The sequence below is a fragment of the Nitrosomonas sp. genome, assembly GCF_043753625.1.
GTDB lineage: Bacteria > Pseudomonadota > Gammaproteobacteria > Burkholderiales > Nitrosomonadaceae > Nitrosomonas.
In genome coordinates this window covers 1-20,139 of sequence record NZ_JAYUWI010000144.1, presented here as the reverse complement: position 1 = coordinate 20,139, position 20,139 = coordinate 1, and the positions used below count along the sequence as shown (strand labels likewise).

The 20,139-nt window shown below is 42.1% G+C and carries 18 protein-coding genes; 15 read left to right on the top strand and 3 right to left on the bottom strand.

Annotated elements, in window-relative coordinates; genetic code table 11:
* Positions 1-149: 149 nt before the first annotated feature.
* The gene (locus ACH10T_RS12345; RefSeq protein WP_394809566.1) at positions 150-896 is read right to left on the bottom strand and encodes a DUF2490 domain-containing protein; all 747 of its coding nucleotides are present in this window, start codon (positions 894-896) and stop codon (positions 150-152) included.
* A 751-nt stretch (positions 897-1,647) separates the two neighbouring features.
* Between ACH10T_RS12345 and ACH10T_RS12340 the strand changes: the two genes are divergently transcribed.
* The gene (locus ACH10T_RS12340) at positions 1,648-1,956 is read left to right on the top strand and encodes a c-type cytochrome (protein ID WP_394809565.1); all 309 of its coding nucleotides are present in this window, start codon (positions 1,648-1,650) and stop codon (positions 1,954-1,956) included.
* A 45-nt stretch (positions 1,957-2,001) separates the two neighbouring features.
* Here the strand turns inward: ACH10T_RS12340 and hemN are convergent, their stop codons facing one another.
* Positions 2,002-3,414: an oxygen-independent coproporphyrinogen III oxidase gene (gene hemN, locus ACH10T_RS12335; protein WP_394809564.1), complete on the bottom strand. Its 1,413-nt coding sequence runs from the start codon at positions 3,412-3,414 to the stop codon at positions 2,002-2,004.
* Between the two features lie 239 nt (positions 3,415-3,653).
* On the opposite strand from hemN, the gene fnr reads away from it, so the two are divergent.
* The 14 genes from fnr to ACH10T_RS12265 all read left to right on the top strand — a co-directional run bounded on the left by fnr (position 3,654) and on the right by ACH10T_RS12265 (position 16,972).
* Complete coding sequence (gene fnr / locus ACH10T_RS12330; RefSeq protein WP_394809563.1) at positions 3,654-4,406, top strand: fumarate/nitrate reduction transcriptional regulator Fnr; 753 nt, start codon at positions 3,654-3,656, stop codon at positions 4,404-4,406.
* Between the two features lie 283 nt (positions 4,407-4,689).
* Positions 4,690-5,409, top strand: a complete 720-nt coding sequence (gene rpsB / locus ACH10T_RS12325; RefSeq protein ID WP_292993640.1) for a 30S ribosomal protein S2 — start codon at positions 4,690-4,692, stop codon at positions 5,407-5,409.
* 171 nt (positions 5,410-5,580) lie between these two features.
* Positions 5,581-6,465, top strand: a complete 885-nt coding sequence (gene tsf, locus ACH10T_RS12320; RefSeq protein ID WP_394809562.1) for a translation elongation factor Ts — start codon at positions 5,581-5,583, stop codon at positions 6,463-6,465.
* A gap of 32 nt (positions 6,466-6,497) precedes the next feature.
* On the top strand, positions 6,498-7,214 hold the full coding sequence (gene pyrH / locus ACH10T_RS12315) for a UMP kinase (RefSeq protein ID WP_394809561.1): 717 nt from the start codon (positions 6,498-6,500) through the stop codon (positions 7,212-7,214).
* Between the two features lie 49 nt (positions 7,215-7,263).
* On the top strand, positions 7,264-7,821 hold the full coding sequence (gene frr / locus ACH10T_RS12310) for a ribosome recycling factor (protein ID WP_394809574.1): 558 nt from the start codon (positions 7,264-7,266) through the stop codon (positions 7,819-7,821).
* A gap of 1 nt (position 7,822) precedes the next feature.
* Positions 7,823-8,590, top strand: a complete 768-nt coding sequence (uppS, locus tag ACH10T_RS12305; protein ID WP_394809560.1) for a polyprenyl diphosphate synthase — start codon at positions 7,823-7,825, stop codon at positions 8,588-8,590.
* A gap of 14 nt (positions 8,591-8,604) precedes the next feature.
* A complete protein-coding gene (locus tag ACH10T_RS12300) occupies positions 8,605-9,429 on the top strand; it encodes a phosphatidate cytidylyltransferase (RefSeq protein ID WP_394809559.1) in 825 nt (274 codons plus the stop codon).
* Positions 9,426-10,613: a 1-deoxy-D-xylulose-5-phosphate reductoisomerase gene (ispC, locus tag ACH10T_RS12295; RefSeq protein WP_394809558.1), complete on the top strand. Its 1,188-nt coding sequence runs from the start codon at positions 9,426-9,428 to the stop codon at positions 10,611-10,613. Before ACH10T_RS12300 ends, ispC begins: the two co-directional genes overlap by 4 nt.
* A gap of 109 nt (positions 10,614-10,722) precedes the next feature.
* Positions 10,723-12,090, top strand: a complete 1,368-nt coding sequence (rseP, locus tag ACH10T_RS12290) for an RIP metalloprotease RseP (RefSeq protein ID WP_394809557.1) — start codon at positions 10,723-10,725, stop codon at positions 12,088-12,090.
* A 3-nt stretch (positions 12,091-12,093) separates the two neighbouring features.
* Positions 12,094-14,367 carry an outer membrane protein assembly factor BamA gene (bamA, locus tag ACH10T_RS12285; protein WP_394809556.1) on the top strand — a complete coding sequence of 758 codons (2,274 nt, stop codon included), beginning with the start codon at positions 12,094-12,096 and terminating at the stop codon, positions 14,365-14,367.
* Between the two features lie 56 nt (positions 14,368-14,423).
* Complete coding sequence (locus ACH10T_RS12280) at positions 14,424-14,921, top strand: OmpH family outer membrane protein (protein ID WP_394809555.1); 498 nt, start codon at positions 14,424-14,426, stop codon at positions 14,919-14,921.
* Positions 14,922-15,130: 209 nt separating this feature from the next.
* On the top strand, positions 15,131-15,574 hold the full coding sequence (gene fabZ / locus ACH10T_RS12275) for a 3-hydroxyacyl-ACP dehydratase FabZ (protein ID WP_394809554.1): 444 nt from the start codon (positions 15,131-15,133) through the stop codon (positions 15,572-15,574).
* A gap of 185 nt (positions 15,575-15,759) precedes the next feature.
* Positions 15,760-16,356 (top strand): ribonuclease HII, encoded by a 597-nt coding sequence (gene rnhB, locus ACH10T_RS12270; RefSeq protein ID WP_394809573.1) that lies wholly within the window; start codon positions 15,760-15,762, stop codon positions 16,354-16,356.
* A gap of 136 nt (positions 16,357-16,492) precedes the next feature.
* A complete protein-coding gene (locus ACH10T_RS12265; RefSeq protein ID WP_394809553.1) occupies positions 16,493-16,972 on the top strand; it encodes a peptidylprolyl isomerase in 480 nt (159 codons plus the stop codon).
* 28 nt (positions 16,973-17,000) lie between these two features.
* On the opposite strand, the gene mutS is transcribed toward ACH10T_RS12265, so the two are convergent.
* Positions 17,001-19,601 (bottom strand): DNA mismatch repair protein MutS, encoded by a 2,601-nt coding sequence (gene mutS / locus ACH10T_RS12260; RefSeq protein WP_394809552.1) that lies wholly within the window; start codon positions 19,599-19,601, stop codon positions 17,001-17,003.
* Positions 19,602-20,139: the final 538 nt, after the last annotated feature.

The following is a 20,139-nucleotide window of genomic DNA, read 5'->3' as shown; positions in this document are numbered from 1 at the left end:
CTAAACAATCAGATTATAACAAGCTATTAATCCACTGAGAGATCAGCAGAAAAACTTTAGCCGGTTAACTTCTTATACTGCAGAAGATTAACCGGCTATAAAGAAGCTCAAATGATGTGTCACATAAACACTGTCACACAGTTATTTCATCAGAAATTCAGAAACAAGTTAACTCCAAGAATATGCAACATCTGATCCGCACGAGGGCTATGCGGTCTATTGAAGTACAGATTCATATAGCCGATCTCGGTCGTTGCAACGGAATTCCATTTATAAGCCAGTCCTGTAAAAAATCGGTTCTGATCGAATCCTTGACTAATAAAGCCAGGATTATTAGCGTTAGTCATATTAATGAATAATTCATCTTGAATGATGAAACTAACGTTAGGCGATATAAAAGGCATGGGTATAGCTAGTTTAATCAACTGGCGGAAACGATGATTCACATCATTTGAGCCGGCAATCGGCGCATTATGATCATAGAAACGCTGCTCAAATCGTGAACGGCTGGTGAGTCTACCAAAGGAAAAATTGTCAGCCCACAGCAGTTGTTGCCAGATACGATTTTCGTTATAAGGACTTGCAAGTGCAAACGGATGGCCCGTTGGAACCCAAGCATAACCCAACCAAACGGATGTTTTATCGTTAACCGAGTAACCTAAACCGGGACGAATAATCCCTTGCGAAACCACTGAAGCATCATTACCAAAACGGCCTTGCCCTTCAAGCCAGTATCTGAACTTCTTTAAGTCGGGATTAATCGGTGCAAAGCTACCTTGTGCAGTAACATTTCCCCACGTTTGAAAATCCTCTACGAAAGTGTCAGCAATAGCTGAGCTACTAAGCGCTAAACCGAGTGCAGCTCCTACAATTAAACTATTTATTTTTCTCAACATACAATCTCCCCTTTGAAACAATCTTATCTTTAAAAAATCAGTTAAAGTTATAGATCTGTCATCCCAAACCACGTTCATTGGATATAAAATCTACCGTCCCATTTCTCACATAATCCACAGTTTATATAAACTGTGGATAAAACCGACCATTATTTTCAGCGAGCGACAATAACATAATAAATGTCAAGAAAGTGTCAAGAAGAACAACTATCATGATTAGTGTTATTACAGCTAATTCTAATTAAGATTGAAGAACCTAAATTAAGAATTTAAAAATTTTGATCATGTTTTTATTATGCCAGCGCACACATTAGCATGCCAAATGTTAAGAAAGTGTCAAGAAAAAGAATGGCGTCAAAGAAATAGCAGCCAGTGTTGTTTTTTTAGCTAAAAATCCCTTGATTATTGAAGGCTATTCATTTTTTACACTGGTTGTGATTTTGTTGCATTTAGGAACAATACTAAGCGTCCCTTATAAGTTGAGGGATAATGAGAAACCGATCCGTATTGATCAATAGATTTTATAAAACATTTGTTTGACAAGCTGTCGTATTACTAGGTATGTTAGGCCAGCTAAATTGTGAAGCCTGGGTGAAATTTCTTAAGGAATCTCTGAATAACTGTCGTTTCGAGCGTGGCGATAAATCTATGGTATTGATTGCCAAAGCTTCCTTAAATAACAATTTATATATTGAACTGGGATCGAGATCATTCTCGATTTTATTTGAACTAAACGAACTGGAGTTAGAAAATGAAAAAATTAAATTTTGCATTAACAATATCGGCGCTGCTTATATTAGCCGGTTGTGGCGCAAGTAAAGACTATACCCCGCCAGCAGGCGCATCAGGTGAACAAATCTTCAGCACGGCTTGCACCGAATGCCATAAACCTTTAAGTGCTAACGTTGCAATGATACTCAGTGAGAAAGTCGCCAATAAGGATGCTGTTATCAAGAAGTTTCAATCGGGAAGTATGAGAATGCCCGCGTTCAAGAATATTCAGGGCGAAGCTGCAGATCGTTTAGCCGAATATGTTTTAACCAATAGCGAAGTCAAATAATTTTTCTTGCCTGAGAGCCGAAACGGATTCTCAGGCAAGAAAAGCTTATAGATGCATCGAGTTATTTTTGCGTTGCTGATTAGCGCGTAAATATTTATCAAAAACTCTGCAAATACCGCTCAGTAGTAGCTGCCCTATAGGGGTTACAATAATCTCGTCAGCATCTAGCGTTACCAAACCAGCTTGCTCGTACATCAAAAGCTCTGTTAACTCTGTTGCAAAGTAGTGTTTGAATTCAATTGGAAAATAAGTTTCTACTGATTCAAATGAGAGTATTGAATGACAAATCAGTGCTTGCATGACAGAACGCCGTATCAAATCATCAGCACTTAATTCAATGCCACGCAAAATGGGAAGAATATTCTGTTCCAGCTTGTCGTAGTATTGCAAAAGATCACATTGATTCTGATTTAAGGTTGGGCCAATGCGACCAATCCCAGATGTACCTAATGCAATTCGATCACAATCAGGATAAACCGAATAACCTTGCAAACTATAATGAAGCCTGCCTTGCCGCTGCGCTATGACCAATTGATCGTCGCGCGTGGCAAAAAGATTCATGCCAATATGGCTATAACAAGCATCAGTTAATCGAGCAATTGCGAGCAACAACATCTCAAGCCGGGTTTCTGTATCGGGTAAATCTTCCAAATTAATGTTCCGTTGCGATTTGAATTTTTCTGGCAAGTGAAGATAATTCAATAAATTTATTTGATTTGGACTTGCATCAATGATTCTTTCCAAGGTGTATTCAAACTTCTTTACAGTTTGTTTTGGTAATCCGAAAATCAGTTCAACTCTAATCGTTTTAAAACCGGCTTGTTGCGCGCTCTGGATCGCGCACAACGTAGAATCTTCTGTTTGCAAGCGTTGGATGGTTTTCTGTACCTGATGATCAAAATCCTGAACGCCAATAATTGCGCAATTAAATCCCATTTGTTTCAATGCCTGCATTGAAAGATGAGCGATTTGCCGTGAATCGATCTCTATGCAATATTTCCCCTCTTTTACCAAAAGAAAATTTTGCTGGATTTCTTTCATAATGTGGCTTAACTGAGTCTCACTCAGGAGGGTCGGGGTCCCACCCCCAAAATATAATTGCTCAACTCTTGGGTCTTCTTTGAGAAATTGCCCTTGAAGTCTTATTTCACGTGTCAAGTAATCAAGATATGTTTTTATATCATTATTATTATCTGGGATAATCTGACTAGAATTGCAATAGAAACATAAGGATGTGCAAAATGGAATATGCACATATAACGATAAGAGGCGGCGAAAGTGTCCCGATTTGCGATTACTCAACCAAGATAAGTAGGTATACGCATCAAATGCTTCGACAAAATAATCTGTGCCCGGATACAAATGATAGTCAGAATAATAGCCTCCAAAATGGCGTAAAAGATCTGAATTGATTTCAAGCGAATCAGAAGATAAGCCAGAAAAAAATAATGGATGCACCGGGAATCTCACTTTGTGAAGAATGTAACCTAAAGAAAATTGGATTGAATAACATCAAGCGCCGACCACCCCGCTCAATCACACATCTATTAACAACGCAATGTCAAAAAAGAATATCCACTTTTTAATAAAATCGGTAAAATTGTAATTGAATCTAAAATATTAATTTTGATTCAGATCAATCAAGACACTGAAATGTAATTCTCTAAAAATGTAATGCTCTACATTCGGAAAATACTTTGCTTCACGATACTCCACTACGTAATCATCTTGATATTTCACACATAAGATCAAGCTGTGCTTCTTGTAGTCTGCGTGAACTATGTTTACCGGTTGGCCTTAATGATGATGAAATTCAAGTTCTGGGTGATGTAGTAAGTCATAAACGCAAGATCCAGCGGGGCGGGTATCTGCATCATACGGGCGCAAAGTTCCAATCATTATTTGCTATTCGTAGCGGATTTCTAAAGACATGTGTACTTGAACAAGATGGGCGGCAGCAAGTTACCGGTTTTCATATGACTGGAGAATTGCTGGGTTTGGACGCTATCAGCACAGACACACATACTTGTGATGCGGTTGCTCTTGAAGATAGCGAAGTATGTGAAATTCCCTTTGCCAAATTAGAGGAAATTAGCCGAATTATTCCATCCCTTATGCGTCATTTTCATAAAATTATGAGTCGTGAAATAGTTCGGGATCATGGCGTTATGTTGTTACTGGGCAGCATGAAAGCTGAAGAACGCTTAGCAACATTTTTGCTGAATTTGTCGCGCCGCTTTCTTGTGCGTGGTTATTCCGAATCCGATTTCAATCTGCGCATGACTCGCGAGGAAATTGGTAGCTATCTTGGTCTTAAGCTAGAAACCGTTAGCCGTGCTTTCTCTAAACTACAAGACGAGCATATCATTACCGTTGACAATAAACATATTCAAATAAACGATATTGCCCGCTTAAGAATGAAAATGGGAAACTCATCCTGTGTTACTTGAGAATTGCCAACACCATCTTCGATCATTATAGTGGTCTTCGATCACGTCTGGTATACAGCAGTAAAATACTCCCTCGCAATATAAACATCATCCTCATCTCTTCATTCAAATTCTTATCAGCTTGAGTAAGCATAAGAAAATGCTATAATGCAACGCTAATTTGACTATCTACGTAATAATGCATGATATGCAGGTCAAATTAAATTCACACATTTGTCTAAGTGCCCTAAACAATTTAGAGCTGCTGGGATGAATGGAGGCTCAATCCTAATGGAGAAAATTTATGTCAGTAACTATGCGTCAAATGCTGGAAGCAGGTGTTCATTTTGGGCATCAGACACGCTTCTGGAATCCGAAAATGGCGCCCTATATCTTTGGCCATCGCAATAAAATCCATATTATCAATCTAGAAAAGACATTGGTGATGTATGAAGAGGCCATGAAATACGTGCGCCAATTATCAGCAAACAAAGGGGTTATCTTATTTGTAGGTACCAAGCGGCAAGCACGCGATATTGTCCGCGAAGAAGCAACGCGATGCGGATCCCCCTATGTGGATCAACGCTGGTTAGGCGGCATGTTAACTAATTTCAAAACCATCAAACAATCCATCAAACGCTTACAAGATATGGAAACAATGGTTCAGGACGGAACGTTGGATAAGCTTGTAAAAAAGGAAGCACTCGATCTTCATCGAGAATTGGATAAGCTCAATAGCAGTTTAGGTGGCATCAAAGATATGAAAGGCCTGCCGGATGCGTTATTTGTAATAGATGTTGGATATCAAAAAGGCGCTATTACAGAAGCCAAGAAACTTGGCATTCCGGTAATTGGTGTGATCGATACCAATCATAATCCAGATGGATTGCAATATCTGATTCCTGGAAATGATGACTCAAGCCGGGCAATACGTTTATATGCTCGTGGCGCAGCCGATGCTGTTCTTGAAGGACGTAATCAATCTATTCAGGAAATCGTGGAAATGAGTGCAGAAGCCGAATAAAACGACGACAATTCTGTATTTGTATTAGCATACTGGCATTTATAAATTAACAATCAGATAAATACATAATCTATCTGATTGTTATAAAAATAGCCTTTATGATAAAAATATCTTTGTCTTAATAAATATCTATATCCTATTCATAAACTAAATTTTGTATCTGGAGTAAATATGGCGGATATTACCGCAAGCATGGTCAAAGAATTGCGTGAGATGACTGGGCTTGGCATGATGGATTGCAAAAAGGCCTTGGCAGAGACTGACGGCGATATGAAAGCGGCAGAAGATCTGTTGAGAATCAAAAGTGGTGCCAAGGCAAGTAAGGCAGCAGGCCGAATCGCAGCCGAAGGTGTAATTGGTGCCTATGTCTCAGCAGACGGTCAATGTGGCGCGCTGATTGAAGTTAATTGCGAGACAGATTTTGTTGCCAGAAATGAGGATATTATTGATTTTGCCAGAAAACTGGCTGAGCTTATTGCAACAAAGAACTTGACCGCAATTACAGCACTCAGTGATGCACTGTTGTCAAGTGGTGAAACTGTTGAGGCGGTTCGTAAGGCATTGATTATGAAATTGGGTGAGAACATTAGTATTCGCCGTTGCGGACGTCATGCAACAAAAGGTCAACTGGCTTATTATCTTCACGGAACCAAGATCGGTGTGATGGTAGACTATGTTGGGGGTGATGAAGCGTTAGGTAAAGATATTGCTATGCATATTGCAGCAAGTAAGCCGGTGTGTGTTTCAAAAGAACAGGTATCTGCAGATGTATTGGAGCATGAGCGCCAGATTTTTACAGCCCAGGCTGCCGAAAGTGGAAAACCAGCAAATATTATTGAGAAAATGGTTGATGGCCGAATTGCAAAATATTTAGCCGAAATAACTTTGCTGGGTCAGCCTTTTGTTAAAGATCCAGAGCAAACTATAGAAAAATTATTGGCAAAGAAATCTGCCAAAGTAAATAGTTTTACAATGTTCATCGTCGGTGAAGGAATAGAAAAGAAATCTGAAAATTTTGCAGAAGAAGTAAAAGCACAGATGGAACAAGCCAAATAAAGCAAACTACCATAATCTCAAATTTATAATCAATGACCACCGCTACTTATAAACGTATTTTGCTAAAGCTATCCGGCGAAGCCCTGATGGGCGAAGACAAATATGGTATTAATCATACCGTAATGGGAAGAATTGTTGCTGAAATTGAAGAAGTTAGCAAACTTGGCGTTGAAATTGCGATTGTTGTAGGCGGTGGGAATATCTTTCGCGGCATGAAATCAGCCAATGATGGGCTTGAGCGTGTTACCGCAGATTATATGGGTATGTTAGCTACTGTGATGAATGCTTTAGCCCTGCAAGATGCCATGAAATTGGTTGGGCTGGTGCCGCGCATACAATCAGCTTTGCGAATCGAGCAGGTGGTAGAGCCTTATATCCGCGGACGAGCAATGCGTTATCTGAAAGACGGCAGGATAGTGATTTTTGCAGCAGGAACGGGCAATCCTTTTTTTACTACCGATACTGCGGCTGCTTTACGTGGCATGGAAATGAATGTGGATATCATGCTTAAAGCAACAAAGGTGGATGGTATTTATACTAGCGACCCAAAAATTAATTCGGATGCAACTCGTTTCCATAAATTATCTTTTGATGAAGCTATTGCCAAAAATTTGCAAGTAATGGATGCAACGGCGTTAACATTATGCCGTGATCAGAAATTGCCACTGAATGTATTTAGTATTTTCAAGGCTGGGGCTCTAAAACGTATAATAACGGGAGAAGATGAAGGAACCTTGGTAACAGTCTGATTAAAATATAGTTAGCTTCCTGAGAATAGACGCAAAAGGAATGAATATTATGATTGCCGATGTAAAAAAGTCTGCTGAACAGAAAATGCAAAAAAGCCTGGAAGCATTGAAAGTAGATTTGAGTAAAGTCAGAAGTGGCCGGGCTCATACTGGTCTATTGGATCATGTCATGGTTGATTATTATGGCGCGCAAACTCCGATTAACCAATTAGCAAATGTCAATCTAATCGATGCACGCACGATTGGCGTTATTCCTTGGGAAAAGAAAATGGCATTGGCCATTGAAAAGGCAATTCGTGAATCTGACTTGGGTTTAAATCCGATGCCTGTGGGTGAAACTATTCGTGTGCCAATGCCGGCTCTCACTGAAGAGCGGCGCCGTGATCTTATTAAAGTGGTCAAACATGAAGCGGAAGCTGTCCGCATTGCAATGCGTAATATTCGCCGCGATGCGAATGCTCACTTAAAAGAGTTATTAAAATCCAAAGAAGTATCGGAAGATGATGAGCGTCGTGGCCAAGATGAGATCCAGAAGCTTACGGACCGCTACATCACAGAGATCGATAAAGTTTTACAAGTTAAAGAAGCCGAATTGATGGCTGTTTGATATGCCTCAAGGCCCAAGTTCAACCCGAGAGATACCTGAAACAGGAGCAATACCAAAACATATCGCTATTATCATGGATGGTAATGGCCGATGGGCTCAGAATCGCTATTTGCCCCGTATTGCTGGACATAAACAAGGTGTTGAAACGGTTCGTGGTGTTATTAAATCTTGCATGGAACGCAATATTTCCTATCTCACTTTATTTGCTTTTAGCAGTGAAAACTGGCGACGCCCTACTGACGAAATTACCTCTTTGATGCAACTTTTCCTTGGTGCTTTAGAACAAGAAATTACAAAGCTCCATGAAAATGGTATTCATTTTAAAGTAATCGGTGATTTATCAAAATTTGAGCCTAAGATCATAGAATCCATTCAGATTGGCGAACAACTGACTGCCGAAAATACACGCCTTACATTTACCATAGCAGCCAACTACGGTGGCCGCTGGGATATCATGCAGGCCATGCGAGAAATGATGGCGCAATCAACGAATTTGCCACTTAATTTTGAAGAAGAAAACCTGGCGCAATATCTTTCGATGAGCTATGCTCCTGAGCCAGATTTGTTTATTCGCACTGGTGGAGAATGCCGGGTCAGTAATTTTTTATTATGGCAACTTGCTTATACGGAATTATATTTCACCAATACGCTATGGCCTGACTTTGACGAACATGAACTGGAGTTAGCCATTCAATCGTATCAGCAGCGAGAACGCCGGTTTGGCTGTACAAGTGAGCAAATTCAAATGGGCATATCTGCTAAAGGATAAGAAGATCATTTTAAATGCTTAAAGCCCGTATCCTCACTGCAATTATCGTATTGCCTTTATTCCTCTCGGCATTATTTTTCCTGCAAGATATTTTTTGGGCTACTTTGTTACTTGCTCTGGCAGTTATCGGATCCCGCGAATGGAGTCAATTAGCTAGATTTTCTGTCAAAAATACGATCTTTTTTATGTTACTCACGACTTTGGCGGGTGGAGAATTATTGTTTCAATTAAGTGAATCGATAAAAGTTGATGCCTACTCGTCAGATCCAATGTGGATATATATATTGTCGGCTGCATTCTGGATAGTATGTGCACCGTTATATCTGAAGCAGCTCTTTTTTGTTAAAAACCCATATATCTGGATGCTAATCGGCTGGATGCTGTTGTTACCAACCTGTCTTGCGCTCTATCAGTTACGTGCTATCAGTCCATTACTTTTACTAGGCTTTATGGCAACCATCTGGATTTCCGATACAGCGGCTTATTTTACCGGACGATCGTTTGGCAAGCACAAACTTGCGCCCACTATTAGTCCGAATAAAACTTGGGAAGGCGTTGCCGGTGCTTTAATTGCCGTATTAATTTATGGCTTGATTTGGGATTTCTGGCTTAATGAAGAATCTTTAGCTTCAAAGTTGCTACCACTGCTGTTATTGATGGCCATATTAGGCATCATCGGTGATTTGTATGAATCATTGATAAAACGCCATGCCAATGTCAAGGATAGCGGAAATATTCTGCCAGGGCATGGTGGAATACTGGATCGGATTGATGCTTTGACTTCTTCATTGCCATTCGCCATATTGGCACTACTCATTTTTTATTCGCCCGCTTTATGAAAACTGTCCGCCAAATAACGATACTCGGCTCCACCGGTAGCATTGGAGAGAGCACACTGGATGTGATAGCACGCCACCCTGACCGCTTTCGGGCATTTGCGTTAACTGCCAATCAAAATGTTGAAAAAATGTTATCGCAATGCCAACGCTTCCAGCCGCGTTATGCGGTAATGCTGGATAGAGAAAGTGCGGAGCAATTGGCCAGCGCAATTCAGGCAGCCAGGATAGATACCGAAGTATTATCGGGTATTGAATCATTGGAAAAGGTAGCTTCTCTTCCTGAAGTGGATGCTGTCATGGCAGCAATTGTAGGTGCTGCCGGTATCCTTCCAACGTTTGCTGCGGCTCGAACCGGGAAACTTGTATTGCTTGCCAATAAAGAAACTCTGGTGATGGCCGGGCGTATTTTCATGGATCTGGTCAAACAGCACAACGCAACACTGCTACCTATCGATAGCGAACATAATGCGATTTATCAATCTCTACCGCATCATTTCAATGGTAACTTAACCGCGAACGGCATCAGCCGCATACTGCTAACTGCTTCAGGCGGGCCATTTCGGTGCACACCATTAGCTACGCTGGAGAAAGTAACGCCAGAACAGGCCTGTGCGCATCCAAATTGGGACATGGGACAGAAGATTTCCGTCGATTCTGCCACCATGATGAATAAAGGATTGGAAGTAATTGAAGCGCATTGGCTGTTTGATGCGCCTCCGGATAAGATTCAGGTTGTGATTCATCCACAAAGTGTGATCCATTCGATGGTTGCCTATGTCGATGGTTCAGTCATAGCACAATTGGGTAATCCTGATATGCGTACCCCGATTGCGCACGCGATGGGTTATCCCGAGCGAATAGAAAGCGGAGTGTCCGATTTAGATATGTTCAAAGTTGCGCATCTTGATTTTGAAGAACCCGATTTTAAAAGATTCCCATGCCTGGGTCTAGCCTACCAAGCGCTTGCGTCAGGCGGAAATATGCCTGCAGTACTCAATGCCGCAAATGAGATTGCTGTAGAATCCTTTCTTAAAGAGCGCATGAAATTTACTGCCATCCCAGCTATGATTGAACATGTTATGCAGACAGTACAACAAGAAGATATGGTAACGCTAGATGATGTATTGAGAACAGACACACTGGCTCGTGACGTAGCGCGCGAGTGGCTTGCAAATCTGCAGTAAAAAGTGAGAAAAACTGCCTGCCATGACTCGATTCAATTTTTCTTAATTAATGATAGTATCGTGCAGTTAAAATCTTCCCATAGGCGCACTTCTCACCCACTGACCTGATATGACAATAGCTTATACTATCATTTCTTTCATTATTGCCTTAGGCATACTGATTACGTTTCATGAATTTGGTCATTATCTGGTAGCGCGCTGGAATGGCGTAAAAGTATTACGGTTCAGCATCGGTTTTGGCCAACCCATTTTTCGCAAGCGTTTGGGAAAAGACAAAACAGAATGGGTGATTGCAGCCATCCCATTGGGTGGCTATGTCAAGATGCTGGATGAGAATGAAGGGATAGTAGCGCCTGAAGATTTACCCCGCGCATTTAACCGCCAACCGGTAGCACGCCGTTTTGCCATTGTTGCAGCCGGCCCCATTGCCAATTTTTTGCTGGCTATTGTTTTATACTGGCTACTCTTCATTTTGGGTGTTAATGGAATGAAACCCGTGCTTGGCCCAATTGAGTCCGCCTCCCCTGCTGCGTATGCAAAATTTGAGCCGGGTGAAACCATTGTCACTATCGAGAACGAATCAGTTGCCAGCTGGCAAGATGCTCGCTGGACCTTATTACGATATGCCATCGATCAATCAGCGAACGTAAAAATACAAACCATTAATAAAAATGGCGAGATCAATTGGCGACAGCTGGATTTAAGTCATATTGACCCGGATAAGCTCAATGAAAATTTCCTAGGAATTATCGGTCTTAGCAGCTATCAACCCATTCTGAAGCCGGTTATCGGACAAGTAGTTGCCGATGGTGTTGGTCAGCATGCCGGTTTGTTAGCAGGCGATGAAATTTTAGCCGTCAATGATACTGAAACTCCTACCTGGATGGACTTTGTTCAACAGATACGCACAAACCCGGAGAACACTCTGGAGCTAGATATTTTGCGTAATAATCAAGTCATATTGATTGCCATTACACCGGAGAAAACCACAGAAAATGGCAAGCAAGTGGGTAAGATCGGCGTAGCACCCGTGGTTAATCAGTCCGAATTTGAAGAATTGCTTGTCACAGTCAGCTATCCTCCCGGCAAAGCATTTCAGAAAGCTATCGAGAAGACTTGGGAAACAACCATACTGACATTACAAATGTTATCCAAAATGATTACCGGCGATGTATCTTGGAAGAATATTAGCGGGCCGATTTCAATTGCCGACTATGCCGGTCAATCTGCGCAGATGGGATTGGTATCCTATCTGGCATTTCTTGCGCTGATCAGTGTCAGTATCGGTGTTCTGAACTTACTGCCAATCCCAATTCTAGATGGCGGGCATTTAATGTATTATCTTATTGAAATAATTAAAGGAAGCCCTCTTTCTGACAAAACTATTTTGATTGGACAAAAAATCGGTTTAACCTTGCTGTTTACACTCATGGCATTTGCCATCTATAACGACATTAATCGGCTTATCACTGGTTAGAGAATGAAATTCCGGTTTCTTGTAGCACTTGTCAGCTTCTTTTATGCTTTCTCATCCTGGGCCAGCGACTCTTTCATTGTTAAGGATATTCGCGTTGAAGGCATACAGCGGACTGAGGCTGGTACGGTATTCAGCTATCTTCCTGTTAAAGTAGGCGATACACTTGATGAAGAAAAGGCAACAGAAGCGATCAAGGCACTCTATGCAACCGGATTCTTCAAAGACGTAAAATTAAAATCCGAGAATGGCGTTTTAATCGTAGAAGTTGATGAACGACCGGCTATTGCACAAATTAGTATTAATGGTGCAAAAGAGTTTGAGAAAGATAAATTACTCGAGGGCTTAAAACAGGCCGGCATATCGGAATCCCGGATTTTCAGCCGCTCGCTTTTAGATAGAGCCGAACAGGAATTAAAACGCCAATATATCAGCCGAGGAAAATATGCCGTCAAGATAACGACAACGACCACACCACTGGAACGTAATCGTATTGCAATTAATTTTGACATTAATGAAGGCCGGACAGCCAGGATTAAGAAAATCAGTTTTGTCGGTAACGAGAAATTTCAAGACAAAGAGTTACGCGGTATACTTGTCCTCAGAAAACCTGACTTACTAAGCTGGTTCACCAAAAATGATCAATACTCAAAACAGAAATTATCCGCTGATTTAGAGACGCTCCGCTCTTATTATCTTGATCGAGGTTATCTGGAATTCAATATTGAATCCACTCAAGTTTCCATCACGCCAGACTTGCGCGATATCTATATCACGATCAATATTACCGAAGGTGCCCAATATACAGTCTCTGATATCAAAGTAGCCGGAGAACTCCTGTTACCAGAAGAAGAGATACGTAAACTGATATTACTAAAGGCTGGAGAAGTATTTGCACGCCAAAAATTGACCGAATCCACTAAATTAATTACCGACCGCTTAGGTGATGATGGCTATGCATTTGCCAATATCAATGCATCACCGGAATTGGATCATGAAAAACGGCAAGTAGCATTTACATTCTTTATTGATCCAGGCCGGCGTGTCTATATCCGGCGTATCAACATTACCGGCAATGATCGTACGCGCGACGAGGTGATACGTCGTGAGTTTCGTCAAATGGAAGGCGCTTGGCATTCCACTAAAAATATTAATATTTCCAGACAACGCGTTGACCGATTATTCTTCTTTAACAGTGTTAATGTGGAAACGCCCGCTGTGCCCAATAAAACCGACCAGGTTGATATCAATGTCAAAGTAGAAGAAAGACCAACCGGATCTATCATGTTCGGTGCAGGTTATTCTGATCGTCAAGGCATAATTTTGAACGGCTCAATTTCGCAGAACAATATTTTTGGTACGGGCAATTTTTTTAGTCTCGACGTAAATACAGGCGCTATCAACAAAACTTATGCAGCATCATTCACCAATCCTTATTTTACTGTGAATGGCGTCAGTCTTGGTTTTGATGTCTACAAACGTGACCTGGATACACGGCCCCTGTCCCGGGTTGGTACATTTAAAACTGAAACCGTAGGTGCAGGTGTGCGGCTCGGTATACCGATCGCTGAAAATGATATTGTATCTATCGGTCTGGCTGCTGAGAATACCGTGTTAAGTGTTTTTGACAGCAGCCCGCAACGCAATAAAGATTTCGTTACCGAATTTGGAAGATCGACCAATAATTTTCCACTCACGCTCACTTGGGCACGTGATCGCCGTGATAGCGCTATTTGGACCACTTCGGGAACAACGCACCGGCTGTTTGGTGAAGTCAGTGTTCCCGGCGGAGATTTAGATTATTATAAAATAAGTTACCATCAAAAATGGTTTTACCCCATTACTGATAATCTGACACTCATGCTGAATGGTGAATTTGGATACGGTGATGGGTATACTGGACGTTCACTACCTTTTTTCAAGAACTTCTTTGCTGGGGGTAATAACTCTGTGCGCGGTTATGATCTGAATTCCTTAGGTGAGCGTGATGCAAGAGGACTTTCATTAGGTGGCAGCAAGCGCGTCGTTGGTAATGTCGAACTGCTCTTCCCGATTCCCTTCATGAAAGAAGATAGATCACTTCGATTAAGCACATTCCTTGATGGCGGTACCGTATTTACCCGAGATATTGACCTTAATTTAATGCGCTATTCGGCTGGCATTGCGCTCACTTGGGTTTCGCCGATGGGGCCACTGAAAGTCAGTATTGCCGAACCATTAAACGACCAGCCTGCTGATAGATTACAAGCTTTCCAATTTATGTTTGGGCAACAATTCTAAAATTAGTTGGGGTCTATCCAGTGAATGGTCTAAAACGAATCAATCGGTGGTGCACTATGGTTATAGTTTTTATAACCATAGTTTCAATCAGTGAACCCGCTATGGTTTTTGCCGGGGATATCAAAATTGGCGTGGTAAATACAGAGAAAATTTTGCGTGAATCCTTGCCAGCGATTCAGGCACAGAAAAAAATAGATCAGGAATTTGTGCCGCGTGATGAAGATATCAAAAGAATGGCTGTTCAAGCCAAAACATTGCAAGACAAGCTTGAAAAAGACAGCACTGCCATGGAAGAAACCGAACGGCGTAATTTAGAAAGAAATCTTGCCAATCTGAGCCGTGAATATCAACGCGCGCAAAGGCAAATGCGAGAAGACTTAAATGTACGTCAGAATGAAGAATACAGTGTAATTTTGGAACGAACCAATCGAGCTATCAGTAAAATTGCTGAAACAGAAAAATATGATCTGATATTACAGCTCCAGGATTCCGTTTATAGAAGTCAACGAATTGATATTACAGATAAAGTTATTAAGGCACTCGAGAATGAATAGGACAAAATCCAATAAATTCTGTTCAAGTGTCATCACTAACAGGCTGTTGAAAAACGTATTCGAGGCAGCCGATGCAAGGAAAAAACAGGCGAAAAAGCGCAGTTTATACCTAATAAATGAGCATTTTGAACCTGTTTTTAACACCGCAGCGGCAACGTAGATAGTTTTTCAACGGCCTGCTAAAAGTCTTGGGTCAAAAGGAAAATAGTATGAACTCCATGAATATTCATGAAATCTTAAAATACCTGCCTCATCGCTACCCGCTTTTATTGGTGGACAAAGTAATCTCCTACGAGGCGGGCAAGGATATCGTTGCATTAAAAAATGTATCCATCAATGAACCATTCTTTTCAGGGCATTTCCCGCATTATCCGGTCATGCCGGGTGTCCTGATTGTTGAGGCTCTAGCCCAAGCTGCAGCCATTCTGACGCTGAGAACGATAGATACGATCAACAAAGACGATACAGTTTATTATTTTGTCGGGATAGACGGCGTTCGTTTTAAAAAACCCGTTATGGCTGGTGATCAATTAATTCTCAAGGTAGCCATAGAGCGGCAAATAAAGGGATTATGGAAATATTCAGCCCGCGCTGAAGTCGATGGACAGCTTGTGACTGAAGCTAAGTTAATGTGTACTGCAAGAAATGTATAACCATGAATAGACCATTGAAAAACGTATTCGAGGCTGTGCCGCCGATGCAAAGTAAAAACCGGCTGGGAAGCGCATTTATACAGAATTTTTAACACCGCGAAGGCGATACAAAAGGTTTTAACAGCCTGCTGAGAAATCAATTCGTATTATCCTGGTACCTATCAACCGAGTGAGCTTAGAATAAAATTAACACTTTCAGTGCGAATGAAGTAATTTGCGGAGTAGATGAAGCTGGTAGAGGGCCATTGGCTGGGCCTGTTTATGCCGCGTGTGTGGTACTCAACGGTGCCTATAAAATAACCGGACTAGCCGACTCTAAGGCGTTGAGTGAGAAAAAGCGTGAAGCGCTTGCAATCACTATCAAGAAATATGCCACAGCATGGACAATTGCTTCCGCCTCGGTGCAAGAAATTGATCAGCTAAATATTCTACAGGCAAGTTTGCTCGCGATGAAACGCGCTGTAGAAAGTTTACCTTTCATACCGGATATGGTGCTTGTCGATGGGAATCAAAGTCCTCGCCTGGAATGTCCGGTACGTACAATCATCCGGGGTGACAGCTTGATACCTGAAATCTCAGCAGCCTCTATTTTAGCCAAGACAACACGTGATAAGGAAATGCAAAGACTACATGAGTGTTTTCCACTCTATGGATTTGATCAGCACAAAGGATACCCTACTAAAAAACATTTGATTGCATTACAAACGCATGGCGCATGTGAGATACATCGGCAAAGTTTTGCGCCTGTCAATGCATTAAAATTTAGTAAGATGTACTCCTAGGTTTATCTCAAAACAAGAAAGAAATTACTTTGTGCGTATAATAAAATCTATTCAATTCGGCTCTGATAGCAGATAACAACCATGATTATTAATACTATTTAAATTTTTGATATCACTAAACAAGGATAAACTTAATATGCGTATTGAGAAAAATACAGTCGTTTCACTCAACTATGAATTATCAGATGACACCGGAAAAATTCTGGAGAAAACGGATACACCGATCAGTTATTTACATGGCGGCTATGGTGGCATTTTCCCTCTGGTTGAGGAAGCGCTTCATGAAATGGAAACTGGTCATTCATGCACGGTTTCAATGGACCCGGAGGATACGTTTGGTGAATATGATGCTGAGTTAATCCGCGTCGAGCCGCGCGACTCTTTTCCTGATAACGTGTCAGTTGGCATGCATTTTGAGGGGGGGGCAGAAGGTTCAGACGACATTATCATCTACCAGGTTACAGAAGTTGCTACCGATACCGTCATTGTCGATGGCAATCATCCGTTTGCGGGCATGAAATTGATTTTTGTCTGCACAGTAACTGCAGTCCGCCCTGCCACAACAGAAGAAATTACCCATCAGCATGTGCATGGTGAGCATGGGCATGAGCATTAATGAAATGAGCATTCGATTGTTCAACAGATTAACTGTTATGCGTCGTATCCATCGCTTTTTTCAGTAAATAAAGCTGCTCCAGTGCTTGCCTGGGGCTGAGTTCATCCGGCGAGAGATTTTGTAACATTGCAATCACCGGATGTTCTTGCCGAATGTCTTCTTCCGGTTCTGGAATGGAAGAAGAAAACAGATCCAGCTGAGGCTCTTTCTTTACACTTTCCTGCTCCAGTTTAATCAAGTGCTTTCTGGCTATTTTGATCACTGACTCTGGAACGCCTGCCAGTGCAGCAACTTGTAAACCATAGCTTTGACTAGCCGGACCTGCTGCCACTTTATGCAGAAAAACAATGCGATGTTTATACTCCACGGCATCCAAATGGACATTTTGGATTTGCTTAAACTCCTCAGCCAGTTTCGTTAATTCAAAGTAATGCGTGGCAAAAAGTGTAAAGCTGCGATTTCTGCTCAACAAATGTCGGGCAATGGCAAACGCTAGCGCCAAACCGTCAAAAGTTGAGGTGCCGCGCCCGACTTCATCCATAAGCACCAGGCTTTGTGCGGTTGCGTTATGAAGTATATTGGCGGTTTCCGTCATTTCCACCATAAACGTAGAACGCCCGCTGGCAAGATCATCGGCAGCACCAATACGGGTAAAAATCTGATCCAGCACACCGATGCGTATTTTTTTGGCAGGTACATAACACCCGCAATGCGCCAGTAAAGCGATCAGCGCGATTTGTCGCATGTAAGTTGATTTACCACCCATGTTGGGACCGGTAATTATCAACATTTGCGGTTTCCCGGTATGGTCAGCACCTAACTGAACATCATTGGCAACAAAGTTTTCTACCTGACTTTCCACAACTGGGTGGCGACCCGTATCGATCTCAAAAATTTCCTCATGCGACAAATGCGGCACGGTATAGTCAAGCACCTGTGCGCGCTCCGCAAATGCGCATAAAACATCAATTTCCGCAACGCTCGCAGCCATTTTCTGCAACGGATGGATATACGGCAAGAGTGCATTCAGGAGTTCACCATATAAATATTTCTCCCGTGCCAATGCGCGATCTTGTGCGGATAATGCTTTATCTTCGAAAGCTTTTAGCTCTGGCGTGATATAACGCTCAGCACTTTTTAATGTTTGTCTGCGCCGGTAATCAGTAGGAATTTTTTCACTGTGCGCGTGCGTGACTTCGATATAGAAACCATGCACACGGTTATATTCCACCTTGAGATTAGGAATACCGGTGCGTTCTTTTTCACGAATCTCCAGCTGTAACAAGAATTCACCGCAATTATTTTGCAGGGCACGCAATTCATCCAGTTCGGCATCATAACCATCGGCAATCACATTGCCTTCACGCAACACCACACCGGGTTCTTCCAGCAAAGATTGACTCAATAACACAACAAGAGCCGGTTCAATCTGCATAGCTAGAATCAATTGACTAATTCTCTCGCTGGAACCATTTGCAATGGCTTCAATGACTTCCGGCAATATTTTCAGGCTATCACGCAAACCCGACAAATCTCTCGGGCGCGCTGATTTGAGTGCAATGCGGGCAGTAATCCGTTCAACATCTACAAAATTCCGAAGCAGATCCCGTGCGACCCAATAATTATTGGGCTCACTTTCTCCGATCAAGGCTGCAACGCTACCGAGCCGCTTTTGTATTACCACATGATCTCGTAACGGATGATGCAGCCAGAATTGCAACAAACGGCTGCCCATATTGGTTGAGCAAGTATCCAGTAATGACAACAACGTAGGCGATCGTTCACCGCGTATGGTTTCTGAAATTTCCAGATTACGCCGTGTCGCAGCATCCATTCGAACATAAATACTATCCCGCTCGGCTTGTAATGACGTGATATGGAGAGCAACAGATCCTTGAGTCAACCGAGTGTATTCCAATAAGGCACCGGCGGCACATAGCGCGATCGGCAAATCCTCACAACCAAAGCCGGACAGATCATGCGTTTCAAATTGTCGCGTAAGATTACTAAGCGCGGTATCGCTATCAAACTGCCACACCGGTAATCGCTTTAACGCCCAGTTTTTACCTTGCATGTCAGCTTGTTTCAGTGACTCGGGCACTAGAATCTCTGACGGTTGCAGACGCTCCAGCTCGCTCAGCAGATTTTGTGGCGATGTCTCCATCACGCGTAATTGCCCTGCTGCCAGATTCAGCCAAGCCAATCCCAAAATCGATTCATGCACCCACAAAGCCAATAATATGCAATCACGTTTATCCTCAAGCAATGCCGCATCCGTCAATGTTCCAGGCGTGATGATACGGGTAACCTCCCGTGCAACAGGCCCTTTGCTGGTCGCCGGATCGCCCACCTGCTCGCAGATGGCTACGGATTCACCTGACTTGACCAGTTTTGCCAAATATTGCTCCGCCGCATGATAGGGAACTCCCGCCATTTTAATCGGCTTACCGGCAGAAGCACCACGTTGCGTTAAAGTAATTCCTAAGAGCTTTGCAGCTTTCTCCGCATCGTCAAAAAACAACTCATAAAAATCCCCCATGCGATAAAACATCAGCATGTCGGGGTGCTGTGCCTTGATACGCAAGTACTGTTGCATCATGGGAGTATGCTGATCTTTCTCGGCTTTCATTGTGGCTCTACATCAGATTATTTACGCAGTGGAGAATACCTTATTGTGCTGCAATAATCTCATTTACTAAAGGGCACTTCTAAAAATTCAAAGTTCTAAACAAAACGAGGCGCGAGCAACAAAGTGTTGTGACAAAATTTGGATTTTTAGAGGGGCCCGGGTTATCGTTAAAAAATTCTGAATAACTCATCTTTGTCATTCCGAACGCAGTGAGGAATCTTGGCGAATCAACAGGATCGATTTCTCGCTATGCTCGAAATGACAGTACCGTTCGTCCTGTCGAAGGACTTAATCAGAGACTCCTTAACTTTACTCTCGATTTTTTCAACTCTTTCGTTTCTATTCGCTTCGACTATGCAATTGTCTGGCTGCATTTCGTAGGCTGTTCTTAACACCGCAGATAGTCAGTTTTTCAACTAATCTGTTAATGTTTGTAACATTAAGGAAACTCTGAATAAGTCCCAAAAACTTGTAGAATACTTGGTAGATCGTAGCCACTGCAAGGAAGCGTACAGATGAAACAATTAGGACTGTCGAT